Raw genomic sequence first — 21,178 nt, forward strand, 5'->3', positions numbered from 1 at the left:
GCTTTGAAAGTCCTGACTTAGGGTCACGATTAGGGTCACGAGGAACGACAATGAGCACGACATTCGAAGAACGCCCGCAGGCGGACGCGGCACACGCGGTCCAGGCCGAGTTGAACTATCTAAGGGCGGGTGAAGGCCGTCCGGTGAGCTACACCTACGAGCCGCCTCCCGGCGTGCCCTGGACATCGGGCGAACTCGAAGCACGGCGGGTGACAATCCACGACGCCCGCGGCCTCGCCGCGGCGGGCGAACTGTCTCTCGACAAGAGCGGTTTCCAGCACGTCCGGCACGCGAGCGCGCTCACCGACTTCGGCAATGAAGACGCGATCCGCTCGACGTATTACTCCGAATCGGAACAGCTGTTGCTCAAGGCCACGGGCGCGGAAAAAATCGTCGTCTTCGATCACACCATTCGCGACAGCAAAAGCGGCGCACGCAGCACCGCATATTTGCGCGAACCCGTACGGCGCGTTCACAACGACCAGACGTTCGTATCGGGACCGCGTCGCGTGCGCGACCATTTGCCTGCGGATGAAGCCGCGCAACGCCTGCAGCGCCGCTTTGCGATCATCAACCTGTGGCGTCCGCTCGATGTAGTGGAACAATTGCCGCTCGCGCTATGCGACGCGCGCTCGATTGACCCCGCCGATGTGGTGCCCGGCGACCTGGTGTACAGGGACAAGGTTGGCGAGACGTTTTCGTTCACCTATAACCCTGCTCATCGCTGGTACTACTTCCCGAGGCTGCGGCCCGACGAAGCGCTGTTGCTGAAGATCTATGATTCGCGCGAGGACGGCACCGCGCGCCTGACCGCGCACACCGCTTTCGAGGATCCTGCGACGCAGCCTGACGCCGCGCCCCGCCGGAGCATCGAACTTCGGGCACTGGTTTTCTGGAAGGATTGAGAGGCTACGGTTAAAGCGTTGCGCATGGGTATTGCACAACGCTCTTTAGCCGGCCCGCATTTGCGCATGCGGCTCAGGCAAGTCCTCGCGGCGCGGCGACCGTTACATCGATCTGCGATGGCAACAGCTTGAGCTTATAAAAAGCATCTGCGATGCGTTGCTGATTCGCGAGGGCATCGCGCGAAACAGGTTCGGTGCCGTACTTGAGCCGCGTGAGCGCCGTGATGACGATAGGTTGCGGTATTCCCCACAAGCGCGAAAATTCGGCTGCCGCCTGCTCGCGATTCGTCGATATCCAGTGATCCGTAGCGCCAATTTCTTCCAGCACGGCGCGCAGCACGTCGTCGTTCTTCGCCACGTAATTACGCGACGTGAAATAGAACGCGCGGTTCTGGACCACGCCTGTGCCATCCGCAATGATTCTTGCGCGGCCTGTTGCCTGGACGACCGCCAGGAACGGGTCCCATATTGCCCAGGCGTCGACCGTTTTTTGCTCGAATGCTGCTCGGGCATCAGCGGGAGAAAGCCAGACCGGCGTCACGTCGGCGTAGTCAATGTTCGCGTTCTCCAGCAATCGCAACAGCAGGAAATGCGTGTTCGACCCCTTGGTCAACGCAATGTGCTTGCCCTTCAACTGAGCGACCGATTTCACCGGCGAATGGTCCGGCACCACAAGCGCTTCGCTGGCAGGCCGCTGCGCCGTCTGGCCGTAGTAGACGAACGGCGCGCCCGCTGCCTGCGCGAATACAGGGGGCGCTTCGCCTACATCGCCAAAGTCGATGGAACCCACGTTCAATGCTTCAAGCTGCGGCGGCCCGGATGGAAACTCGGTCCATTGAACGCTCACGCCAAGCGGCGCCAGCCGATGTTCCAGGGTTCCACGGCCTTTGAGAATGCTTAGCAAACCCTTCTGATAACCAATGCGCAGCGACCTTGCGTTCTGTGCGGAATGACCTTGCGCGTGAGCAAGCGGCAGCGCGCCCGAGGCTGCAAGCGCAAGACCGCTTGCTACAAAACGACGGCGACTTGAAGAGTGAAAACGATTCATGGATCAGTGGCAATGGAAGCGTGACAAGCGAGCTTGGCGCTGGCGGTTGCCGCGCATCGTAAGCATACGGGCGGCGATTTGCCGAACCAAAGAACAAGAAACGCAATGCTTATTCATGCGCGAACATGAACCGTGCTCGCGGCCTTACGCACCTCGCGGCGCGGCCGATCAACATATCGATATCGGATTTGCTTCGTTCTCAAGCGTGGATCAACCGTTTAAGTTCTTATGCAAACTGCGTCTTGCGCTTTGATCTCTCACACACTTTTAAGCTGCTATGCCTGAATGGAAACCGCTGGTTATCGCCGTCGTCCTGAGCGCTGCCTTGACGTCAATGGCGAGTCACGCCGCGCAGTCTAACGAGTTGCGCGTCGGGTTTGTTCCCGGTCCTTATGCCGATGAATTCAAACTCGGCGTCGAGCCGCTATTGCGCCAGAAAGGTTATTCGATCAAGTATGTCGAGTTCAGTACCGGACTTGAGGCAAATCAGGCGGTGTATCGCGGGGAAATAGCAGCCGATGTCATGCAGCATGAGGTCTATCTGAAGTCCTATAACGAGAGAAACGGGACCGACCTCGTCGGCGTCGTGCAGGTCCCTACTCCGCCAATGGGACTTTATTCCAGGAAGCACCACGCTCTCACCGAGGTCAAGGCTGGCACGACGGTCGCCGTTCCAAACGACCCCGTCAATCTGGAACGCGCGCTGAAGATTCTCCAGCGAATCGGCTGGATCAAGATCAAGCCAAACGCCAATCCCGTGGATGTCACCGAGCGGGATGTCATTGCCAATCCCGCCGGCATCAAGATCGTTCCGCTGGAATCGGCGCAAGCGCCGCGCGCGTTGGACGACGTCGACTTCGCCGCAATCCAGGGAAACTTCGCCATTTTCAGCGGCTACAAACTGACCGATGCGCTTGCGCTCGAACAGATGACGCCGCCTTATATCAACCAGGTCGTGGTCAAGGCCGCGAACAAATCCACGCCCGTGACGCATGCGATCGTCAGTGCTTATCAGTCAGCCTCTTTCCAGCAGGCAATCCTCAATAATCACTTCTACGATGGCTTTCGCCTGCCCGAATACTTTGCGCGGAAGCAATAATCCCGGGCCGTCTTCCGGCATCGATCAAGACCCGGGACAATTCAGAACTTCTCTGTCCAGGGCCTGATCTCGATTTCCCACGACCATGCGCTGCGATGCTGACGCAAGAGGTCGACGTAAGACTGGGCGATGGCGTCGGGGTCGAGCGTGTTGTCCTGTGAGTCGGCCCGATGCTCCGAGCGCACGCTGCCATCAACAACAATATGCGCCACGTGAATGCCCTTGGGCGCCAGCTCGCGCGCCGCGCTTTGCGCCAAGCCGCGCAAAGCGAACTTGCCCATGGCGAAGGGAGCGGACAATGCGAAGCCTTTAACGCCAGCGGTCGCGCCTGTCAGCAGGATTGCGCCTTTGCCGGCCGGCTCCATGCGCTTTGCCGCCTCGCGCACCGAATAGAAAGCGCCCAGCGCCGAGACAGCGACCGCCTGCTCGACCTGCGCGGGGTCGAGTTCCGCAATGGGACCACGGACCCGGCCGCTCGCGTTGTAGATCACGATCTCAGGCGCGCCGATACGGGCTTCCGTTTCGGCGAAAAGCCGTTCGACCTGGGCGGCATCGGCGGCGTCGGCCTGAAGCGCGATGGCGCCCGTTTGATTGACGAGCGCCGCCAGCTTGCCGATATCTCGCGCGGCCACGACAACCGCAATCCCGGCTTCGCGCAGGAGACGGGTAAGAGAGCCGCTGATGCCAGCACCGGCACCAATAATGAGTGCACTGCGATAAGGAATGTCGATCATGGTTTCACCGTGGTGATAGGTGTCGGAAACGATATCAGGTTCCGGCTCCGCCTGTTATTCCACGCGGAAAGCAAACAAGGCGGACAATTCCGAAAGGAAATCCGGATCGGTGATCGGGTCAATATTGATAAGGTCGTTTTCCGCTAGCACGCGCCGGAGCGGGCACAGGTGACCGGAATGGCTGGCGGCACGCTGCAGTGCACGACCACCCGCACCGCTTGCGCGCCCGTTTGTGTTTCGGGCCGTCGCTCTGCCCCCATGCCGATGTCAATGAATCTTGGGGAAACCGTGGCGCTCGGCGAGCAGGTCCAGGATGCGACGCGTGTCGGTCACGAAGCGCTTGTTACCCAGCGTCCTGGCATCCGGCGGTATCGGATGTTCGTCTCCGAGAACCAGCACAGGCAAACTCTGGTGGTCCGCATCGAGCGCGGCGATGGCGGCCTCGCGCGGGCGCGCGAACGGCAGGCGGCGAATTTCCAGACCCGCGGCCTTCGCCGGATCGCTGGCGAGCAAGCCTTCGACAGGCGCGCTATCCGGGCAGACGAAACGTTCTCCGGGATATTTGGGATCGGTGAAACCCGGCTCCAGCAGCAACAACAGGTCTTGGCTCACGATTAAAAAGTCCTCGTAGCAATTAATAGGGCAGGCAGCTTGCCATGCAGTCGCTCCAAACGCCGCCTTCTGTCTTGAGGCATTACCTCACAACGTGACAATGTAATCGCCGGTTGGCGGCCTTGCTCTATCAATTTAAGCTTTGCATACGCGCTTTGCTGCAAAGACGTGTGCTGTGGGCATCTACAAACAACGCCGCTTTTGCTTACACCTCAACGGCCGCGGTCATTGACCTATGACTTAATTTAAACGACCTAAAGCGCATGTTATACGCATGAACAATGCCCCGGTTTATAACCGGTGGACTGCTTAGCATAGGTCAATTAATCGTTTTGGCATGAGCATTGGGATAATTAAGATCGCGCATCTTAAGCCTCTCGAGAACTTGCCGAATGCCCTGGAGACCTGCAAAGCCAATTCCCGCCGTCCGGTTAAGCCTTACGGATCGTCTGGCAAGCATGCCGACCGTCGAACAATTGAACGAAATCGAAAAATCGCTTGATGCAGAATTTGGCAAGCCCTATATCCCAACAGGGAACACGGATTGGCCATATATCAGGGACTTTTATACGGTTTGCAAACAGCAAGTCGATGAAGCAGCCAAAAGCTGCAGACATCCTGCGCGTCCGGTGTTGTTCGCGCTGAGCTCCTCTTCGGATCGCGCCCAGAACACGAGCGTCTCGTGCGCTTCGTTCGATGCGATCGTGGTCACGGTCGGACTGATCCAAGTGATTCATCGCGAATCAGCCGAACTGGCGCGGCACGCGCTCGCTGCGGGTTTGCATCACTCGAAGTCGATAGCGCGGTCATTGGTGAATCGCCTCGGCCATAGTCGCGATACCGCGGCCATGCTCGCCGCTTTCATAAGCGAAATGTGGATCGGCCTGATCGTGGCACGCGAATTCGTACACATTGCAACGGGCTATACGTTTGCGGGCAACGACCCGCTGGTTCGGCAAGCACGCGAATTCGACGCCGATGTCCAAGCCATCTTTATGCTTAACCAGCGAGCGGAGGGCAACGGACGCCTGGGCGCCCTGCTTCCCGATCTCGTTGGTGTCCCGCTTTTCGAGTGGCTGAAGGAGGACGCGGCGCGCGGCGCATGGCTGACAGCGCTTGCGCTCTCATTGACCTGGCTGGATATATCGACTTCACGCTTTACCTCCGGGACCGGTCAACGCCTGTTGAACGCGTTCGAAGCGCAAGCCCGGATCATCTCCGCGCTCCACCCAGGAACGATTTTCCCGATCCGCGAAGTCCAGAACGAGGCGCTCAATGCCCTCGCACTTTGCAAGGGCGAGCTTATGGTCGATCGCATCGTCCGCTTGCAAGCTGCGACCAAGCGCGTGTCGATGCAAGCCGAAATCGCGTTTGCAACCCAGTACACGCATGCATCGCGTGAAGGTAAAGCGCGTCTGGTACTTGATGTGATGCGGATCGATCGTTATAGCGAAAGCCAAACGCTGGTAACGCAAACGTTTGTAAAGTCACTTGGCGCTGCATGGGCCACGAATCGGGTGACGGTCAACGCTCAGGGACATTTTCCCAGGGAAAGTCTCGTGCAATGGTGGTGCGAAGACGCACCCCGGCCCTCTGCAACCGACAGCGGCCAAGTCACGACAGCGCGCGCCGCTGTGCGTAGGCGCACGGCTTAGTTGGCGCGGGAGCAAGCCATCTACCGCCATGCATTGGAATCTGCACTGAATATGCAAAGCAAAAATCGTTGATTGTTGAAACCGCTTTCGCGACAAAGAATATGCGTCGAGCGTTTCCACCCTCTTGCATCCTCTTCCAGCCAATCAACAATCCAACAATGCGGAGCAGACAATGAGCCAAGCCAGGCGTCAGATCAAGCTAGGTGCTTTCCTGATGGAGACGGGGCATCATGTTGCCGCCTGGCGTCACCCCAAGACGCATCTGACCGGCGGACTGGACTTTGCTCATTACGCTCAACTTGCGCAGATCGCGGAGCGCGCCAAGTTCGACGCGGTTTTTTTCGCAGACAGCGTAGGCATCCGCGACACGAATCTGGCGTCGCTTTCTAGAACCGCACGCGCCGATCATTTCGAACCCCTAACGTTGCTCGCCGCGTTATCCGTTGCCACCACGCACATCGGCTTGATCGCGACGGTCTCCACCACATTCAATGAGCCATTCAACGTCGCGCGCAAATTCGCCTCGCTCGATCACCTGAGCGGCGGCCGATCTGGGTGGAACCTGGTGACATCGAGCAGTGAAACGGAAGCGCTCAATTTCGGCTTCGAGCAACACCCGGCTCACGCGGTCCGATACGAACGCGCGCGCGAGTTCCTGGACGTTGTCGCGGGCCTTTGGGACAGTTGGGAGGACGACGCGTTCATCCGCGACAGGGAAAGCGGAATTTATTTCGATCCCGTCAAGCTGCACGTGCTGAATCATCGCGGCCCGCATTTCAAGGTGCGCGGCCCGCTCAACGTCGCGCGCTCGCCGCAAGGCTGGCCGGTGGTCGTGCAAGCGGGTGCGTCGGATGCGGGCCGCGAACTTGCCGCGCAAACCGCCGAGGTGATCTTTGTCGCGCACCAGACACTCGACGAAGCGAAGGCGTTTTACCGCGACGTGAAAGGCAGACTCGGGCGCTACGGACGGCGCCCCGAGGATCTCAAGATCATGCCGGGTATCTTCCCGGTCATCGGCAAGACACACGACGAGGCCCGCGCCAAGTTCAATGCGCTACAGGACCTGATTCATCCCGATGTCGGCCTCGCATTGTTATCGAAGATGACAGGCGGCGTCGATTTGTCCGCATATCCGGTCAACGGACCCTTGCCCGATCTGCCCGAAACGAATGGCGGCAAAAGCCGGCAGCAATTGCTGTTCGATCTGGCGCGACGGGAAAACCTCAGCATTCGCGACCTTTACCTGCGCATAGCCGGCGCGCGCGGACACCAGCAAATCGTCGGCACGCCAGAGAGTATTGCGGATCAACTGCAGCAATGGTTTGAGGAAGAAGGCGCGGATGGTTTCAACATCATGTCGCCATGGTTGCCAGGCGGACTCACTGAATTCGCCGAGCTGGTCGTGCCCGAATTGCAGCGGCGCGGGCTGTTTCGCACGGAATACGAAGGCAAGACGCTACGCGAGAATCTCGGCCTGCCGCGGCCCGAAAACCGGCATGCCCAGGTTGCTCGACAACGCCTTGCAGGTTGAGGTCATTTCCTTAGTACCAACATCGATGGCCGGTTATCGCGGCCACGCCTCCCACCATACTCGCCGCCGGTACCGTAACCACGAAATGACTCACCATCGCCTGTGTATTTTTCTTATAAATTTTGTATACCTAATCAGTATGTTTGAGAAGACGCGAAATCCAGCTTGGTCCTGGCGCGGTTTCAGGATGCATCGGATCCGCTTGCTAAACGCCGCTTACTGGCGCTACATCCACTTCATCGACGCATGCACGAAACAAGCTCCGGTGCATAGGCTAGCTGCCCGTGGCTGATAACTGCCGGATCATTTTCATGTAAAGAAAATTCCAATAGCTTCGTTGCGACGAAGTAGACGCGATGCTTCAATCTAGCGCTCTGAGCGCGATGAATTCATCCAGGCACGCACATTGGGCTCTTGCATTCAGTAACCGGAGACGGTCGCTTCAAGATCAGATCCGTATCCAGTTTTCGCATCCCTTCAGACATTCGCAATATCTAAAAGCCAAGGAACGCAGGCCAATGTCCGTCCAGCTTGTGCAAGATACGTCCTCCGTTGAGCCGACGTTAGATCAGGGTCATTCAAAGGCCAGCCATGCTCCCGTTCGCCGCAGCCGCGAGCAGATCCTCGCAGACCTTCCCTCTGTTGCGAAGGAAATCGCCAAAGGCGCAGTTGCCCGCGAACTCGGCCGGGAGTTGCCGTTCGAGATTTTCCGCACGCTTCGCCAGACCGGACTGACTTGGCTACGCGTGCCCGAACAACTGGGCGGCCCCGGCGGAACGCTTGCCGACCAGGTCGAAATCATTTGCACGCTCGCCGCCGCCGACTCGAATGTGGCGCATGCATTGCGTAGCCATTTTGGATTTCTCGAATCCATCGCGGTCGATCCACGCGCGCCGCTCAGCCGCAAATATGTGCAGGAGGTGCTTGACGGCAAACTCTTCGGTGGCGCCCATATGGAGATCAATACGCCGCGTCCGAACATGTTGCGTACGAAACTGGTCAAGCATGGCGACAGATACATTCTGACGGGCAAGAAATACTATGCGACTGGCGCAGCCTTTTGCGATTACACCAGCTTCACGGCCTTGGACGAAGCAGGCCGCGTGACCGGCGCGCTGGTTCCCGCCAACCGCAAGGGCGTGCAGATCCTCGATGACTGGGACGGCATGGGCCAGCGCCTGACGGCAAGCGGCGGTGTGGATCTCGACGACGTGGAAGTGTTTCCGGACGAGATCACATCCCGGCTGGACGGCGATCCCTTCGTTCGCCGTCACAATGCAACACGCGCGCAGTTGCACCTTGTGGCATGCATTGCCGGCATCGTGCGAAATGTCTTTAGCGACGCAGTGGGATATGCGCAAAAACAGGCGCGCTCGGCCAAGCACAGTCATTCGGAAACCGCGCGCGGCGATCACTTCGTGCAGCAGGTCGTGGGCGATATCGCCGCCGCGACTCACGCCATTGACGTGATCATTGCCGACGTGGCAAAAACGCTCGATATCGCTGCGGCCGGTATTGTGGCGGGCGCACCCAACCTTGATGAACTTGTCATGGCAAGCGCGCTCGCGAACTCGAAGGCGCAGATCGTGGTGGGCAAGCTTGCCATTCGCGCGGCTGAAAAACTTTTCGATACTGGCGGCGGGTCGGCGACCTCACGCAAGTACGACTTCGATCGCCATTGGCGAAATATCCGCACGATCCTCAATCACAATCCACTTCTTCTAAAGGGGCGCGTGATAGGCGATTTTTACCTGAACGGCGCGCGCGCTGATTTCGATGAAGGCCGCGTGTTTTGATTGATCCGCGTGGCTGCTGCGCCGTGGGAACCGCAACCCGCGCGGACGCAGATGACGCACGCGCGCGCAATGACAAGCGATCGGAAAACCGAAAAATTACGACACAACGAAATAAGAAATAGTTCGTTAGGATCAGAAACTATTTTTGATATCGTGCAGTTGCACTTCAGTAAATGACTTTCCCGATTAGTTCAGTTTCCGCCTCTCTGCGCCAGAGGATGGGCGACTTCGCGCGCCCTTCTCCGGCTTGATTGAGAACGCACTGTCAATTCCATTTAATCGCCTTTCGCCCGCCAACTCAAGCAAGCGGATGAGGATTGCATCAAGGATTAATATGTCTCGGCCTGATAGACGAAACGCTCGTGTCTCGAAGCGCAGTACGCCGCGGCTGGCCGCCATTTCGGTGGCGCTCGGAGGTTTGTATGGCGCCGGAGCATGGGCGCAATCGGTAACAGCCGGCAGTGATATCGCGAAAGTTCAGGACGTCGTGGTCACCACGGGCTCCCGTGGCGACACGAAGACCGTGGCCGACAGCCTCGCGCCTATTTCGGTCATCAGCGACGCCGAGCTCGCGAAAACCGGCAAGCAGAATCTTCGCGATGCACTGGCGTCGCTCGACCCCACGTATGCCAACGTGCCGGGCTTCAAGGGCCAGCAGGGGATTGGCGTGAATACCGCCAGCCTGCGCGGTCTGAGCGGCAATGAGGTGCTGGTGCTGGTGAACGGCAAGCGCCGGCATTCGTCGGCTGTTGTCATTGCCGGTATTGGCGGAACGGGAACCGATCTCGACCTGATTCCGGTCAGTGCGATCGATCATATCGAGATCCTTAAAGATGGTGCTGCCGCGCAGTATGGGTCGGATGCCATTGCGGGCGTGATCAACATCATTCTCAAGTCCGATTCCAGCGGTGGCAGCCTGAGCGGCGAGTACGGACAGAACGCGAATGCAAATGTGGGCGGCCTTGGACAGAATGGAAGAACCGGGAATTTTTCGCTGAACCAGGGCATAGCGCTTCCGCACGGAGGCTCGCTGAACCTGAGCGCTGCGGTCGTCACCCAGAAGGATACGAACGTGGCCGGCCCCGTACCGAACAATACGAACATCTACCCCTTGCTTCCAAATGGTTCACCCGATCCGCGAGAGACCACCAACTCCCGTTACCGGCAGATCATGGGGCAACCGAATACGCAGACGCAAAATTTCTCTTATAACTTCAATCTGCCGATCAACGACTCCATTCAGGTTTATTCGAACGCAACGTACAGCCACCGGTTTTCCCAGGGATTCGGGACCTACCGGTCGGCGAGTTCGTCGCAGAACAACCTGTCGTTTTATCCGGAGGGATTCCTGCCGCAATTCGCGGTGCAGGACAACGACTATCAGGTGGTCGCGGGCGTCAAGGGAACCAATCTGCTCGGCTGGGACTGGGACCTGAGCACATCGTATGGGCGTGACGACGCAAGGGTCGAGAACAACAACGCGCTGAGTCCTTCCTTTGGACCCGCGAGCGCCACCAATTTTTATCTGGGCACGCTGGTCGCGGGCGAATGGACCACCAACCTCGACCTCACCCGCAAGTTCAACACGGGCCTGTTCGACAAACCCTTGCAGGTGTCCTTCGGTTTCGAGCATCGGTACGATGAGTTCCAGCAGACCGTGGGCGACTATCAATCGTATGCGCAAGGTGGCTACGTGCCTGCCACCGGCCCGTTTGCGGGCCAGCCCATCTCCCCTGGTTCCGCCGGCATGGGCGGTTTCTCGCCGGCTGCGGCGGGCTCCTACGGCCGTACCAACGACGCCGCGTACATCGACCTGGCCCAGGCGCTCACCAGCAAGTGGACGGTCGACCTAGCGGGCCGCTTCGAACACTACAACCAGGGCGTGGGGAACGTCGCAAGCGGCAAGCTTTCCACGCGCTACGAGTTCTCCCCGGCTCTCGCGGTTCGCGGCACCGTCAGCAACGGCTTTTCAGCGCCCTCGTTGCAGGACACATATTTCACGAACATCAGTTCCAGCTATAACCGCGACGTCTTCACCGGCGCATGGATCCAGCAGATCGCCAAGCTGGTCCCCGCTTCGAATCCCGCTGCGCAGGCATTGGGCGCGACCGCGCTCAAGCCGGAAAAATCGACTAGCTTCAGCGTCGGCTTCGTGCTCAAGCCAATCGAGCGGCTCAATGTTTCCGTGGATGCCTACCAGATCGTGATCGAGGACCGCATTGTCCAGTCGACCGCGCTGCAAGGCTCAGCCGTCCAGGCGTTGCTGACCGCTGCAGGCCAAAGCCCTAACCAGACAGTGTCGTATTTTGCGAATGCGGGCACGACCGTGACACAGGGTGTCGACGTCATAGCGGATTACTTCACACCGTTGGGTAAATACGGCGACGTGAAGTGGACCTTGATGAGCACGCAGCAGAATCAGCAGATTCGCAGCTTGAACAATCCGGGCATCTTGAGCGCGAAGGGCGTTCAGTTGATTGGACGCGACGCGCAGGGGCGCCTGACCGTGGCGAATCCAAAGAACATCACGTCGCTGTCCGGTGACTGGACCTACGGCAAGTTCGGTCTCTTCGTGAAGGAAACGCGCTATTCGAGTGTTACCGGACTCAATGCAATTTCCGCAGATCGTGACGAGCACGTGCCCGCGGCTTTCATTACCGATCTCAACCTGAGCTATTGGCTCACGAAGAAATCGAGGCTGTCCATTGGCGCGAACAACCTGTTCAACAAGAAGCCGCCCAATCTTCCCGACGCCGCCATTCAGTATTTCGGCTTCCCCGTTTCCACGCCGAATCCGAGCTGGTATTCGCCTTACGGGGTGAACGGAGGCTTCTATTACGCGCGTCTCGACGTGGTGTGGTAATCAAGGAATGCGATGACATACGAAACCGTTTCTCCCGCTGACATTCCAGGCAGCCCGCTTGCCAATGCGTTCAAGCAGCCCTTGATGCTGGGCGTCTTCCTGAACCTCCAGGACATCCGCCTGTCCACTTTGCCGACGACTTCGACGTGGACCTTCGACTACAACGCGGACGTTGTGCGTAAAGCCGACGAACTCGGTTTCGATCTCGCGTTCAGCCGCACGCAATGGCTGCCAAAAGGCGGCTATGACGGCGAGGCCTCGCTCGATGCATTCATCGCCCTCGGCGCCATGGCCGCGATCACGAAGAACATCTTGCTGATTTCGACCATCCACGTGCTTTATGGCCCCATCCATCCGCTGCATCTGGCCAAGTACGGCGCCACGCTCGATCATATTTCCAAGGGCCGCTGGGGCATCAACATCGTGACCGGGCATCGCGCGGTCGAGCATGAGATGTTCGGCTGGGACCGCATCGAGCACGATACGCGTTATGAACTGGCGAGGGAGCTCTTCGATGTCGTCCAGCGCCTTTGGACCGATACCGAGAACTTCTCGTTCGAAGGCAAGTCGCCCTGGAAAGTACGCAATGGCTACATCACGCCGAAACCGTTGTTCGGACGTCCGGTGCTGGTGAATGCAACCGGCTCCGAAGCGGGGATTGCGTTTGCCGCGAAGTATTCGGACATCGTGTTCATCACGAGCCCGGGGGGCGCGCATATCGACAGCGCACTCGAAACATTGCCTGCTCATATTGCCAATATCAAGGCGCAAGCTGCGCGCGCGGGCCGCACGGTGCGCACCGTGATCAACCCGGTCATCGTGAGCCGAGACACCGAACGCGAAGCCAACGCGTATGCCGATGCAATCTCCCGCAACGCGATCAAGGGCGCATTCGGCGGTTTCGACAGCGACGCGCACGCGTGGCGCGGGCGCCTGGATGCATCGCATAAGCAAGGACTCGGCCTCGGCGGCAACATCGAGATCGTGGGTACGCCCGAGCAGGTGGTGGAACAACTCGCCGCGCTGAAGAAGGCCGGAATCGACGGCGTGCAGCTTGGTTTTTATGACTTCCTTCCCGACCTCGAATACTTCGGCGAACGCATTCTGCCCTTGCTCAAGCAAGCAGGGCTGCGCCTTTGATTCAACGCATTTTCTTTTCGCCAACAACACGGAGACTATCCAATGGCAACGTATCGCAATCTCGGCCGCAGCGGCATCAAGGTGTCCCCGCTGTGCCTCGGCACCATGATGTTCGGCGGGCAGACGGACGAACCCACCGCGCGCCGCATCGCTGACAAGGCGTTCGAACAAGGCGTCAATTTCATCGATACCGCCGACGGCTACGCGGGCGGCGCGTCCGAGCAGGTGGTCGGCCGGCTGATCGCGGAACGCCGGTATAGCTGGGTGCTCGCGACCAAGATCGCGAGCCCGCGCGGGGACGGTCCGAACGATCGGGGCGCGTCGCGCAAATATATTATCGAAGCAGTGGATCGCAGCCTGAAACGGCTTGGCGGAGGATATATCGACGTGTTGTACCTGCATCGCGAGGATCATGATACGCCGATCGTGGAAACCGTTCGCGCGCTCGACGACCTGATTCGCGCGGGCAAGATCCGTCACTACGGGCTGTCGAATCATCGTGCATGGAAGATCGCCGAATTCAGCCGTACCGCGGATGCGCTCGGCGTCGACCGGCCGATTGCCTCGCAGCCTCTCTACAACCTCGCGAACCGGCAAGTTGAAATAGAGCAGCTCGAAGCGGCCGATTATTTTGGACTTGGTGTGGTGCCCTACAGCCCGCTTGCCCGCGGCGTGCTGACCGCGAAGTACCAACCCGATGAAACTCCTGCAGCCGGCACGCGCGCGGGCCGTCAGGACAAACGCCTGCAACAGACGGAATGGCGACCCGAGTCGCTGACGCTGGCGCAGCAGGTCAAGCGTCACGCCGAGGAACGCGGCATCACGCCCGGACAGTTCGCGCTTGCATGGGTGCTCAACAACAAGCTGATCACGGCGGCGATCACGGGGCCGCGTACGGAAGCGCAATGGGACGATTATCTGCCCGCGCTCGCCTACCGTTTCACGGCGGAGGACGAAGCCTTCGTGGATTCTCTGGTGACGCCGGGCCATGCCTCCACACCGGGATTCAATGATCCGGGCCATCCGTTTTTCGGCCGTCAGCCGAGGACATCCGCTAGCAGATGATTCATCGTTGCGATGACTTCGGATATCAGCACGTGCTTCATATATTTACGACGAATGCTTCGTATGCGCAGTCATCGCGACTCACTAAGATCAAAAGCCAAGTTGCTTCGCCAAGGCCCGCGAGCGAAGCGATGTCCTCTTCGCTTCGCCCCCACATTCCATGGATGCACCATGACCCATTCGACCGACAAGCTTCCTGTCAAACGTCTTTGGTATACGCGCTGCCCCGCGCCTACCCCGTTCGGCATCGCCATTCAACAAGGATGGTTGCAGGACGAATTCGCGCGCGACGGTATCGACGTTAAAGCGTTGCAGGATTCGAACGACCCCGCCATCCGGCAATCGCACTTTACGCACTCGCAAGCGCATTCGTTTCGCCAGGGCGGCAACATTCCCGCGTTATGGGCGCGTGCACAAGGTGCGGACACTCGCGTGATCGGGCTCTCATGGGTGGATGAATTCCAGGGTCTGATTGCGCTTCCATCAACGGGAATCGAGGGCCCCGCCAACTTGCGCGGGCGGCGTTTCGGCCTGCCGCGCAACACCCGCGCGCAGGTAGTCGACTTTCATCGCGCGACCGCGCTGCGGGGCTTTGTGTCGTTGCTCGGCGCGGTGGGCCTGACGCTCGACGATATCCAGCTCGTGGATCTTCCCACCGCGCCGCGCGGCCTCGCCGACGAACCCGCGGTCGGTGACGCGGGCGCGGCGCGATTGCTTGCAACCGAACGCGGCCAGGAATTCAGCTTCGAGGTCTTGGCGCTGGCGCGCGACGAAGTCGATGTGGTGTTCGTGAAGGGTGCGAGCGGACTGGAAGCGGCGAATCTCATCGGCGCACGCGCGATTGTCGATCTCAGCGACCAGCCGGACAAGCGCCTGCATGCCAACAACGGCACGCCGCGGCCATTGACGGTCGATGCAGCCTTGCTGCGCGAGCGTCCCGATCTGGTCGCCCGCGTCCTGTCGCGCGCAATAGAAGCCGGCGAATGGGCGAGCGCGCATCCGCAGGCATCGATTGCGTATGTAGCGCGTGAAACCCGCTCGGCAGAGCACTGGGCGCGTCACGCCTATGGCGCGCAACTCGGATCACAACTGCAGATCGGCCTGGATCGCGACGCAATCGCGGCGCTCGACGACTTCAAGCGGTTTCTCTTCAAGCAAGGCTTCATTGCACAAGACTTCGACATCGCAAGCTGGATCGATCCCGTCCCGCTCGCCTCGGCCCGCGCGCTGCTGGCCGAACGTCGCCTGAAAGTCCCCGCCTAAGCAATCGGTTCACGTTCACGCACCAGGATTTCCCCGATGAGATTTGCCTTGCCGCCACGGCGGTTCATTGTTGCCTGCGCCGCCCTGTTGCTTGCAGGTTCGCCCCTGTCAGCAAACGCGGCCGACGTCTCAGCGCCAGTGCGCGGCGGGACGCTCAACTTCGTGGTCGATCCCGAGCCGCCCACGCTCGTGGACTTGACCAATACGGCCGTGCCGACCCTCAAGGTCAGCACTAAAGTCACCGAAGGCCTGCTTGCCTACGACTTCGCCCTGCATCCGCAGCCGCAACTCGCGACCTCTTGGTCCGTCAGCCCCGACGGCCTGCAATACACGTTCCACTTGCGGCATGGCGTGAAGTGGCACGACGGGCAGGACTTCACGTCGGCCGATGTCGCTTACTCCATAGAGTTGCTCAAGCGTGTACACCCGCGCGGCAAGAGCACTTTTGCCAACGTGACGCAGATCAAAACGCCCGGTGCATTCACGGCAGTGCTGGTGCTGTCGAAGCCGTCACCGTTTCTCATCAAGGCGTTTTCGGCGAGTGAATCGCCTATCGTGCCCAAACATGTCTATGAGGGCACCGACCCGTTTTCGAATCAGAACAACAACGCGCCGATTGGCACGGGACCATTCAAGTTCGTGAAATGGGTGCGTGGCAGTTACATTGAATACGATCGCAATCCGGAGTATTGGGACAAGCCGAAGCCTTATCTCGACAAGATCATAGTCAAGCTGATTCCGGATGCGCCTGCCCGGTCAATCGCATTCGAAACAGGCTCCGCCGATCTGGGCGGCAACACGCCGGTGCCGCTTTCCGACATCGCGCGGTTAAAGCAGAACCCGAAGATCGGCATTGAAACGCGCGGCTACGAATTCGAGGCGGGCGTTGTTCGTGTCGAGTTCAATCTCGGTAATCGATATTTGAAAGTGCCCGCAGTGCGTCAGGCGATTGCCCGCGCGATCGATCGCAATGTGATCGCGAAGACGATCTACTACGGCTACGCAAATGTGATCAGCAGTCCGATCATTCCCGAGAGCCCTTATCACGATCCGGCGCCCACGCCCTATCCCTTCGACATCACCCAGGCCAACGCGCTACTCGATGCAGCAGGATTTCCGCGCAATGGCGACGGGGTTCGTTTTACGATCATCGTCGATCCGTTGCCGATCAGCGATATCCCGCAGCGCACAGCCGCCTACCTGCGCTCGTCGCTCGCCAAGATCGGAATTGCGGTGACGATCCGCAACCAGGACTTGCCGTCCTATCTCAGGCGAGTCTATTCGGACCGCGACTTCGACATTGCCGTCAACGGCATGAGCAATCTCTTCGATCCGACCGTGGGCGTGCAGCGTCTCTACTGGTCGCAAAGCATCCGCAAGGGCGTGCCGTTCACGAATGCATCCGGCTACAGCAATCCCGAAGTTGACCGCCTGCTCGAACAAGCGGCGGTCGAACCCGACGAGGCTAAGCGCGTGCAACTGTTCAAGCAGTTCCAGCAGATCGTCGAGCACGATTTACCCGACATCAATCTCGTCGAACAAAAGCAGGTGACCGTCTACAACAAGCGGGTACGCGACCACACGCTATCGCCCGACGGGCTCGACTCGAATTTCGCCAACGTGTACCTGAGTCCCTGAACCGGAACCTACGGCATGATTTCCTCTCATCTGAAACGCGTGGCGCTGCGCCTGCGCCGCACCAGCGCGCAGGCAATACCGACGATCATTGCGGTCGTGGTGCTCAATTTCGCGTTGCTGCAACTGGTGCCTGGCGACGCCGCCGACGTGCTCGCGGGCGAATCCGGCTCGGCCACCGCCGAGACCATGGCGATGATGCGCCACCATTTCGGCCTCGACCTGACCTTGTGGCAACAGCTTCTTGCGTACCTGAATCACCTTGCGCATTTCAGCCTGGGATTTTCACCGCGCTTCAACACGCCAGTAATGACGCTGATCCTGGGACGCCTGCCCAACACGCTCATTCTCATGATGAGCGCGCTGGTGTTCGCGATCGTGGCCGGCATGATCATTGGCGTGGCAATGGCGAACTGGGTCGGCAAATGGCCGGACCGGGTCCTGTCGTTTCTCGCGCTGGTGCTTTATTCAATGCCCGGGTTCTGGCTCGCGCTGATGGCGATCGTGTTGTTCTCGGTGAAGCTCGGGTGGTTGCCAAGCGGCGGCGACATGACGCTAGGCGTCAACCTGACGGGCTGGAGCTGGCTCGTGGACCGCGTCAGTCATGCCGTGCTGCCCGCCCTCGCGCTGGCCAGTTTTTTTGTCGCTATCTATGCGCGGCTTACGCGTGTCGCAATGCTCGAGGTCCAGCGGCAGGACTACGTCCGCACGGCGCACGCCAAGGGGCTGCATCCGTTTTTCGTAACCGTGCGTCACGTGCTGCGCAACGCGCTCCTGCCCATCACCACGGTCGCCGGCATGCATCTCGGCAACCTCCTGGGCGGCGCCGCCGTGATCGAAACCGTCTTCAGTTGGCCGGGGCTCGGGCGTCTCGCGCTCGAAGCCGTGCAGGGCCGCGACTACAACGTGCTGCTCGGTGTCCTGCTGCTTTCGTCCATGCTCGTGATCGCCGCCAATGTGCTGGTGGATCTGCTTCACGCGTGGCTCGACCCGCGCATCGCGCTTCATTGATAAGAACCTCATGTCATCCAATCATTCATCTCTCGAACAGGCCGAAACTAGCGGCGCGCGCCGGCTGTTCATCGCAGGACGGCTGCCGCGTTTTGGCCGAAAACGGCGCGAGCCGTCGCCGGGACAATCGGAAGCGCTCGGCTGGCCCGTGCTCAAGGCGCTCGTGCGCAACCCCGCTGCAATAAGCGGCGCAGTACTGTTGCTCGCGCTGGTTCTGCTCGCAATTTTCGCGGGCGCCCTCTTTCCGGGCGATCCGCTCGACATCGTCGCGCAACCCTTGCTCATACCCGGACACGACCCGCAATACTGGCTCGGCACAGACTCGCTTGGCCGCAACGTACTCGCGGAACTGGCGCATGGCAGCCGGGCGTCGCTCGCAATCGGCGTCACTGCCGCGCTGATCGGCGTGGTGATCGGCACATTGATCGGTGCGCTTGCCGGATATTTCGGCGGCTGGGTCGACGACATCCTCATGCGCGTGACCGAACTCTTCCAGACCACGCCTTCGTTCCTGTTCGTGATCGTAATCGTCTCGATCGGGCATCCGTCCATGACGGTCATCTCGCTCGCGATCGGCGTCACGTCCTGGCCCACCATCACGCGTCTCGTGCGGGCGGAATTCCGTTCGCTCGCGCAGAGCGACTTCGTAATGGCCGCCCGCAGCCTGGGCTTCGGCCACGCACGCATCATCTGGCGCGAAATGCTGCCGAACGCACTGCCGCCGATCATTGTGACGACTTCCGTGATGGTCGCCACCGCCATCCTCATGGAGTCCGCGCTGTCGTTCCTGGGCATGGGCGACCCGAACGTGGTGAGCTGGGGCAGCATGATTGGCGACGGGCGCGAGATGCTACGCACTGCGTGGTATCTGACCGCCCTGCCGGGAGGCGCGCTCGTGCTGACGGTGCTTGCGCTGAACATGCTCGGCGACGGCCTCAACGACGCGCTCAACCCGCGCCTCTCCGAGCGTTCATCATGAAATCGATACTTCAAGTCGACCGGCTCGCCGTGCGTTTCGGCGCGCAGCACGCAGTGAACAACCTGAGCTTCGCCGTGCGCGAGAACGAGATGCTGGCGCTCGTCGGCGAATCGGGATGCGGCAAGTCCACCACCGCGCTCGCAATCATGCAGTTGCTGCCGTCCAGCGCAACGCTTGAGGGCAGCATCGAATTCGAGGGACGCGACTTGGTCGGGCTGTCTAAACCGACGCTGCGATCCATCCGCGGCAATGCGATCTCCATGATTTTCCAGGAGCCCATGACTTGCCTGAACCCCGTAATGACAGCAGGCGCCCAGATTGTGGAAGTGCTCCGCCGGCACGAACCCCTTTCCGCAGATGCCGCCTGGAAACGCGCGATCGAACTGCTTGATCTGGTGAGGCTGCCGGAACCCGCGAGACGCGCGCACAACTTCCCTCACAATCTTTCGGGCGGACAACGCCAGCGCGTGATGATCGCCATGGCCGTGGCGTGCCGCCCGCGCTTGCTGATCGCCGACGAACCCACGACCGCGCTCGATGTCACCATCCAGGCGCAGATCCTGCAATTGCTGGATTCGCTGCGCCGCGATCTTTCGATGTCCGTGCTGCTCATTACGCACGATCTCGGCGTGGTCGGGCAGTATGCGAACCGGGTCGCGGTCATGTACAGCGGCGAAACCGTGGAGGACGGCACGACCCAGCGCATCTTCACGCAGCCGCGCCACCCGTACACCAAGGGACTGCTGGGAGCGTCGCTCACGCTCGACCAGAACCTTCACTACAGGACGCGGCGACTCACGGAAATTCGCAGCCATATCGACACCGGAACAGGACTGCTCGACTTCTCACTGAGCGACGAACGCGTGGCGAGCGCGCCCAATATCGTATTCACGCGCAGCCCCTACATCCAGCCGCCGGCGGCGGACGACCGCGCGCCACTTCTGAGCGTACGCGACCTTGTCACGCGCTACAACGGCGGCAAAGGCAACGCGGTGGACGGAGTGTCGTTCGATGTGGGCCAGGACGAAACAGTCGGCCTGGTCGGAGAGTCGGGCTGCGGGAAATCCACGCTATCGCGGACCATCTTGAGGCTGATTCCATCGGCGAGCGGCACGATCAACCTCGACGGGCAGGACATCACGCACATTGGCGGCGGTGCACTGCGCGCAATCCGCCCGAAGATCCAGATGATCTTCCAGGACCCGTATGCGTCGCTGAATCCGCGCCAGCGCGTGCTGGACATCCTCGACGCCGCGCTGGTTGTCCACGGCGTCAGCGACAGGCAGGAACGCCGCCGCAGGATTGCAGACATCACGGACCGCGTGGGGCTTGCTTCAAGATCGCTGCAGCGCTTCGCGCACGAATTTTCGGGCGGCCAGCGCCAGCGCATAGGCATTGCGCGCGCGCTGGTACTGCAGCCGAAGCTCGTGATTTGCGATGAACCCGTGTCCGCGCTCGACGTGTCCATCCGTGCGCAAGTGCTGAACCTGCTTGTCGAGCTAAAGCAATCGCTCGGGCTCTCGTATCTGTTTATCTCGCATGACCTGTCAGTGGTGCGCTACATTGCCGATCGTGTCCTGGTGATGAACAGCGGCAAGATTGTCGAGTCCGGAGACCACGAAAGTATCTGGTCGCGCCCCGCGCATGCCTACACGCGCAGCCTGATCGACGCCGTTCCAAAGCCCGCGTTCGAAAGACGCCCGAACGACACCTCCGCGCCACGGCAAGACGACGTAGATCTGCCATTTTCGTTCTACCGCTTTGCGGTGTGAACGTCCGCAGGAACGCATGATTGTCGATCATGCTGCTCACGCGGCATATCTGCGCAATGAGAAACATCAT

16 protein-coding genes are annotated in these 21,178 nt (G+C 60.1%); 13 read left to right on the forward strand and 3 right to left on the reverse strand.

From position 1 onward, the window contains the following. Positions 1-50: 50 nt before the first annotated feature. On the forward strand, positions 51-905 hold the full coding sequence (locus tag ACRWA7_RS04525; RefSeq protein WP_438390244.1) for a CmcJ/NvfI family oxidoreductase: 855 nt from the start codon (positions 51-53) through the stop codon (positions 903-905). Between the two features lie 73 nt (positions 906-978). On the opposite strand, the gene ACRWA7_RS04530 is transcribed toward ACRWA7_RS04525, so the two are convergent. After that, on the reverse strand, positions 979-1,953 hold the full coding sequence (locus tag ACRWA7_RS04530; RefSeq protein ID WP_438390245.1) for a sulfonate ABC transporter substrate-binding protein: 975 nt from the start codon (positions 1,951-1,953) through the stop codon (positions 979-981). A 277-nt stretch (positions 1,954-2,230) separates the two neighbouring features. Here ACRWA7_RS04530 and ACRWA7_RS04535 point away from each other — a divergent pair, with 277 nt between their 5' ends. Further along, positions 2,231-3,052: a MetQ/NlpA family ABC transporter substrate-binding protein gene (locus ACRWA7_RS04535; RefSeq protein WP_438390246.1), complete on the forward strand. Its 822-nt coding sequence runs from the start codon at positions 2,231-2,233 to the stop codon at positions 3,050-3,052. A 41-nt stretch (positions 3,053-3,093) separates the two neighbouring features. Here ACRWA7_RS04535 and ACRWA7_RS04540 read toward each other — a convergent pair whose 3' ends face one another. Together ACRWA7_RS04540 and ACRWA7_RS04545 are read right to left on the reverse strand one after the other, a co-directional pair. Continuing rightward, positions 3,094-3,786, reverse strand: a complete 693-nt coding sequence (locus tag ACRWA7_RS04540) for an SDR family NAD(P)-dependent oxidoreductase (RefSeq protein ID WP_438390247.1) — start codon at positions 3,784-3,786, stop codon at positions 3,094-3,096. A gap of 267 nt (positions 3,787-4,053) precedes the next feature. Then, positions 4,054-4,398, reverse strand: coding sequence for a DUF3088 domain-containing protein (locus ACRWA7_RS04545; RefSeq protein ID WP_438390248.1), 345 nt, complete (start codon positions 4,396-4,398; stop codon positions 4,054-4,056). 458 nt (positions 4,399-4,856) lie between these two features. On the opposite strand from ACRWA7_RS04545, the gene ACRWA7_RS04550 reads away from it, so the two are divergent. From ACRWA7_RS04550 to ACRWA7_RS04600, 11 genes are all read left to right on the forward strand, one after another. Then, complete coding sequence (locus tag ACRWA7_RS04550; RefSeq protein ID WP_438390249.1) at positions 4,857-6,053, forward strand: hypothetical protein; 1,197 nt, start codon at positions 4,857-4,859, stop codon at positions 6,051-6,053. A 172-nt stretch (positions 6,054-6,225) separates the two neighbouring features. Further along, complete coding sequence (locus ACRWA7_RS04555) at positions 6,226-7,584, forward strand: LLM class flavin-dependent oxidoreductase (protein WP_438390250.1); 1,359 nt, start codon at positions 6,226-6,228, stop codon at positions 7,582-7,584. 518 nt (positions 7,585-8,102) lie between these two features. After that, positions 8,103-9,380, forward strand: a complete 1,278-nt coding sequence (locus ACRWA7_RS04560) for an acyl-CoA dehydrogenase family protein (protein WP_438390251.1) — start codon at positions 8,103-8,105, stop codon at positions 9,378-9,380. Between the two features lie 334 nt (positions 9,381-9,714). Further along, complete coding sequence (locus ACRWA7_RS04565) at positions 9,715-12,243, forward strand: TonB-dependent receptor plug domain-containing protein (protein WP_438390252.1); 2,529 nt, start codon at positions 9,715-9,717, stop codon at positions 12,241-12,243. A 12-nt stretch (positions 12,244-12,255) separates the two neighbouring features. Then, complete coding sequence (locus tag ACRWA7_RS04570) at positions 12,256-13,383, forward strand: LLM class flavin-dependent oxidoreductase (protein ID WP_438390253.1); 1,128 nt, start codon at positions 12,256-12,258, stop codon at positions 13,381-13,383. Positions 13,384-13,425: 42 nt separating this feature from the next. Then, positions 13,426-14,448, forward strand: coding sequence for an aldo/keto reductase (locus ACRWA7_RS04575; protein WP_060859098.1), 1,023 nt, complete (start codon positions 13,426-13,428; stop codon positions 14,446-14,448). Between the two features lie 171 nt (positions 14,449-14,619). Then, positions 14,620-15,711: an ABC transporter substrate-binding protein gene (locus ACRWA7_RS04580; protein ID WP_438390254.1), complete on the forward strand. Its 1,092-nt coding sequence runs from the start codon at positions 14,620-14,622 to the stop codon at positions 15,709-15,711. A 36-nt stretch (positions 15,712-15,747) separates the two neighbouring features. Next, a complete protein-coding gene (locus ACRWA7_RS04585) occupies positions 15,748-17,349 on the forward strand; it encodes an ABC transporter substrate-binding protein (protein ID WP_438390255.1) in 1,602 nt (533 codons plus the stop codon). A gap of 15 nt (positions 17,350-17,364) precedes the next feature. Next, entirely contained in the window at positions 17,365-18,357 is a 993-nt protein-coding gene (locus ACRWA7_RS04590) for an ABC transporter permease (RefSeq protein WP_438390256.1), read from the forward strand. Between the two features lie 10 nt (positions 18,358-18,367). Next, the gene (locus ACRWA7_RS04595; RefSeq protein WP_438390257.1) at positions 18,368-19,336 is read left to right on the forward strand and encodes an ABC transporter permease; all 969 of its coding nucleotides are present in this window, start codon (positions 18,368-18,370) and stop codon (positions 19,334-19,336) included. Next, positions 19,333-21,108, forward strand: a complete 1,776-nt coding sequence (locus ACRWA7_RS04600; RefSeq protein WP_438390258.1) for an ABC transporter ATP-binding protein — start codon at positions 19,333-19,335, stop codon at positions 21,106-21,108. The genes ACRWA7_RS04595 and ACRWA7_RS04600 overlap by 4 nt, the downstream gene beginning before the upstream one ends. The last annotated feature ends 70 nt before the right edge of the window (positions 21,109-21,178 follow it).

Origin of the sequence: Caballeronia sp. DA-9, assembly GCF_051615025.1 — a bacterium.
Lineage (GTDB): Bacteria > Pseudomonadota > Gammaproteobacteria > Burkholderiales > Burkholderiaceae > Caballeronia > Caballeronia sordidicola.

What these genes read in the sequence shown, in the direction of transcription:
- ACRWA7_RS04525 (WP_438390244.1), top strand. Translation starts at nt 51, where the DNA reads ATGAGCACGACATTCGAAGAACGCCCGCAGGCGGACGCGGCACACGCG.
- ACRWA7_RS04530 (WP_438390245.1), bottom strand. Translation starts at nt 1,953, where the DNA reads ATGAATCGTTTTCACTCTTCAAGTCGCCGTCGTTTTGTAGCAAGCGGT.
- ACRWA7_RS04535 (WP_438390246.1), top strand. Translation starts at nt 2,231, where the DNA reads ATGCCTGAATGGAAACCGCTGGTTATCGCCGTCGTCCTGAGCGCTGCC.
- ACRWA7_RS04540 (WP_438390247.1), bottom strand. Translation starts at nt 3,786, where the DNA reads ATGATCGACATTCCTTATCGCAGTGCACTCATTATTGGTGCCGGTGCT.
- ACRWA7_RS04550 (WP_438390249.1), top strand. Translation starts at nt 4,857, where the DNA reads ATGCCGACCGTCGAACAATTGAACGAAATCGAAAAATCGCTTGATGCA.
- ACRWA7_RS04555 (WP_438390250.1), top strand. Translation starts at nt 6,226, where the DNA reads ATGAGCCAAGCCAGGCGTCAGATCAAGCTAGGTGCTTTCCTGATGGAG.
- ACRWA7_RS04560 (WP_438390251.1), top strand. Translation starts at nt 8,103, where the DNA reads ATGTCCGTCCAGCTTGTGCAAGATACGTCCTCCGTTGAGCCGACGTTA.
- ACRWA7_RS04565 (WP_438390252.1), top strand. Translation starts at nt 9,715, where the DNA reads ATGTCTCGGCCTGATAGACGAAACGCTCGTGTCTCGAAGCGCAGTACG.
- ACRWA7_RS04570 (WP_438390253.1), top strand. Translation starts at nt 12,256, where the DNA reads ATGACATACGAAACCGTTTCTCCCGCTGACATTCCAGGCAGCCCGCTT.
- ACRWA7_RS04575 (WP_060859098.1), top strand. Translation starts at nt 13,426, where the DNA reads ATGGCAACGTATCGCAATCTCGGCCGCAGCGGCATCAAGGTGTCCCCG.
- ACRWA7_RS04580 (WP_438390254.1), top strand. Translation starts at nt 14,620, where the DNA reads ATGACCCATTCGACCGACAAGCTTCCTGTCAAACGTCTTTGGTATACG.
- ACRWA7_RS04585 (WP_438390255.1), top strand. Translation starts at nt 15,748, where the DNA reads ATGAGATTTGCCTTGCCGCCACGGCGGTTCATTGTTGCCTGCGCCGCC.
- ACRWA7_RS04590 (WP_438390256.1), top strand. Translation starts at nt 17,365, where the DNA reads ATGATTTCCTCTCATCTGAAACGCGTGGCGCTGCGCCTGCGCCGCACC.
- ACRWA7_RS04595 (WP_438390257.1), top strand. Translation starts at nt 18,368, where the DNA reads ATGTCATCCAATCATTCATCTCTCGAACAGGCCGAAACTAGCGGCGCG.
- ACRWA7_RS04600 (WP_438390258.1), top strand. Translation starts at nt 19,333, where the DNA reads ATGAAATCGATACTTCAAGTCGACCGGCTCGCCGTGCGTTTCGGCGCG.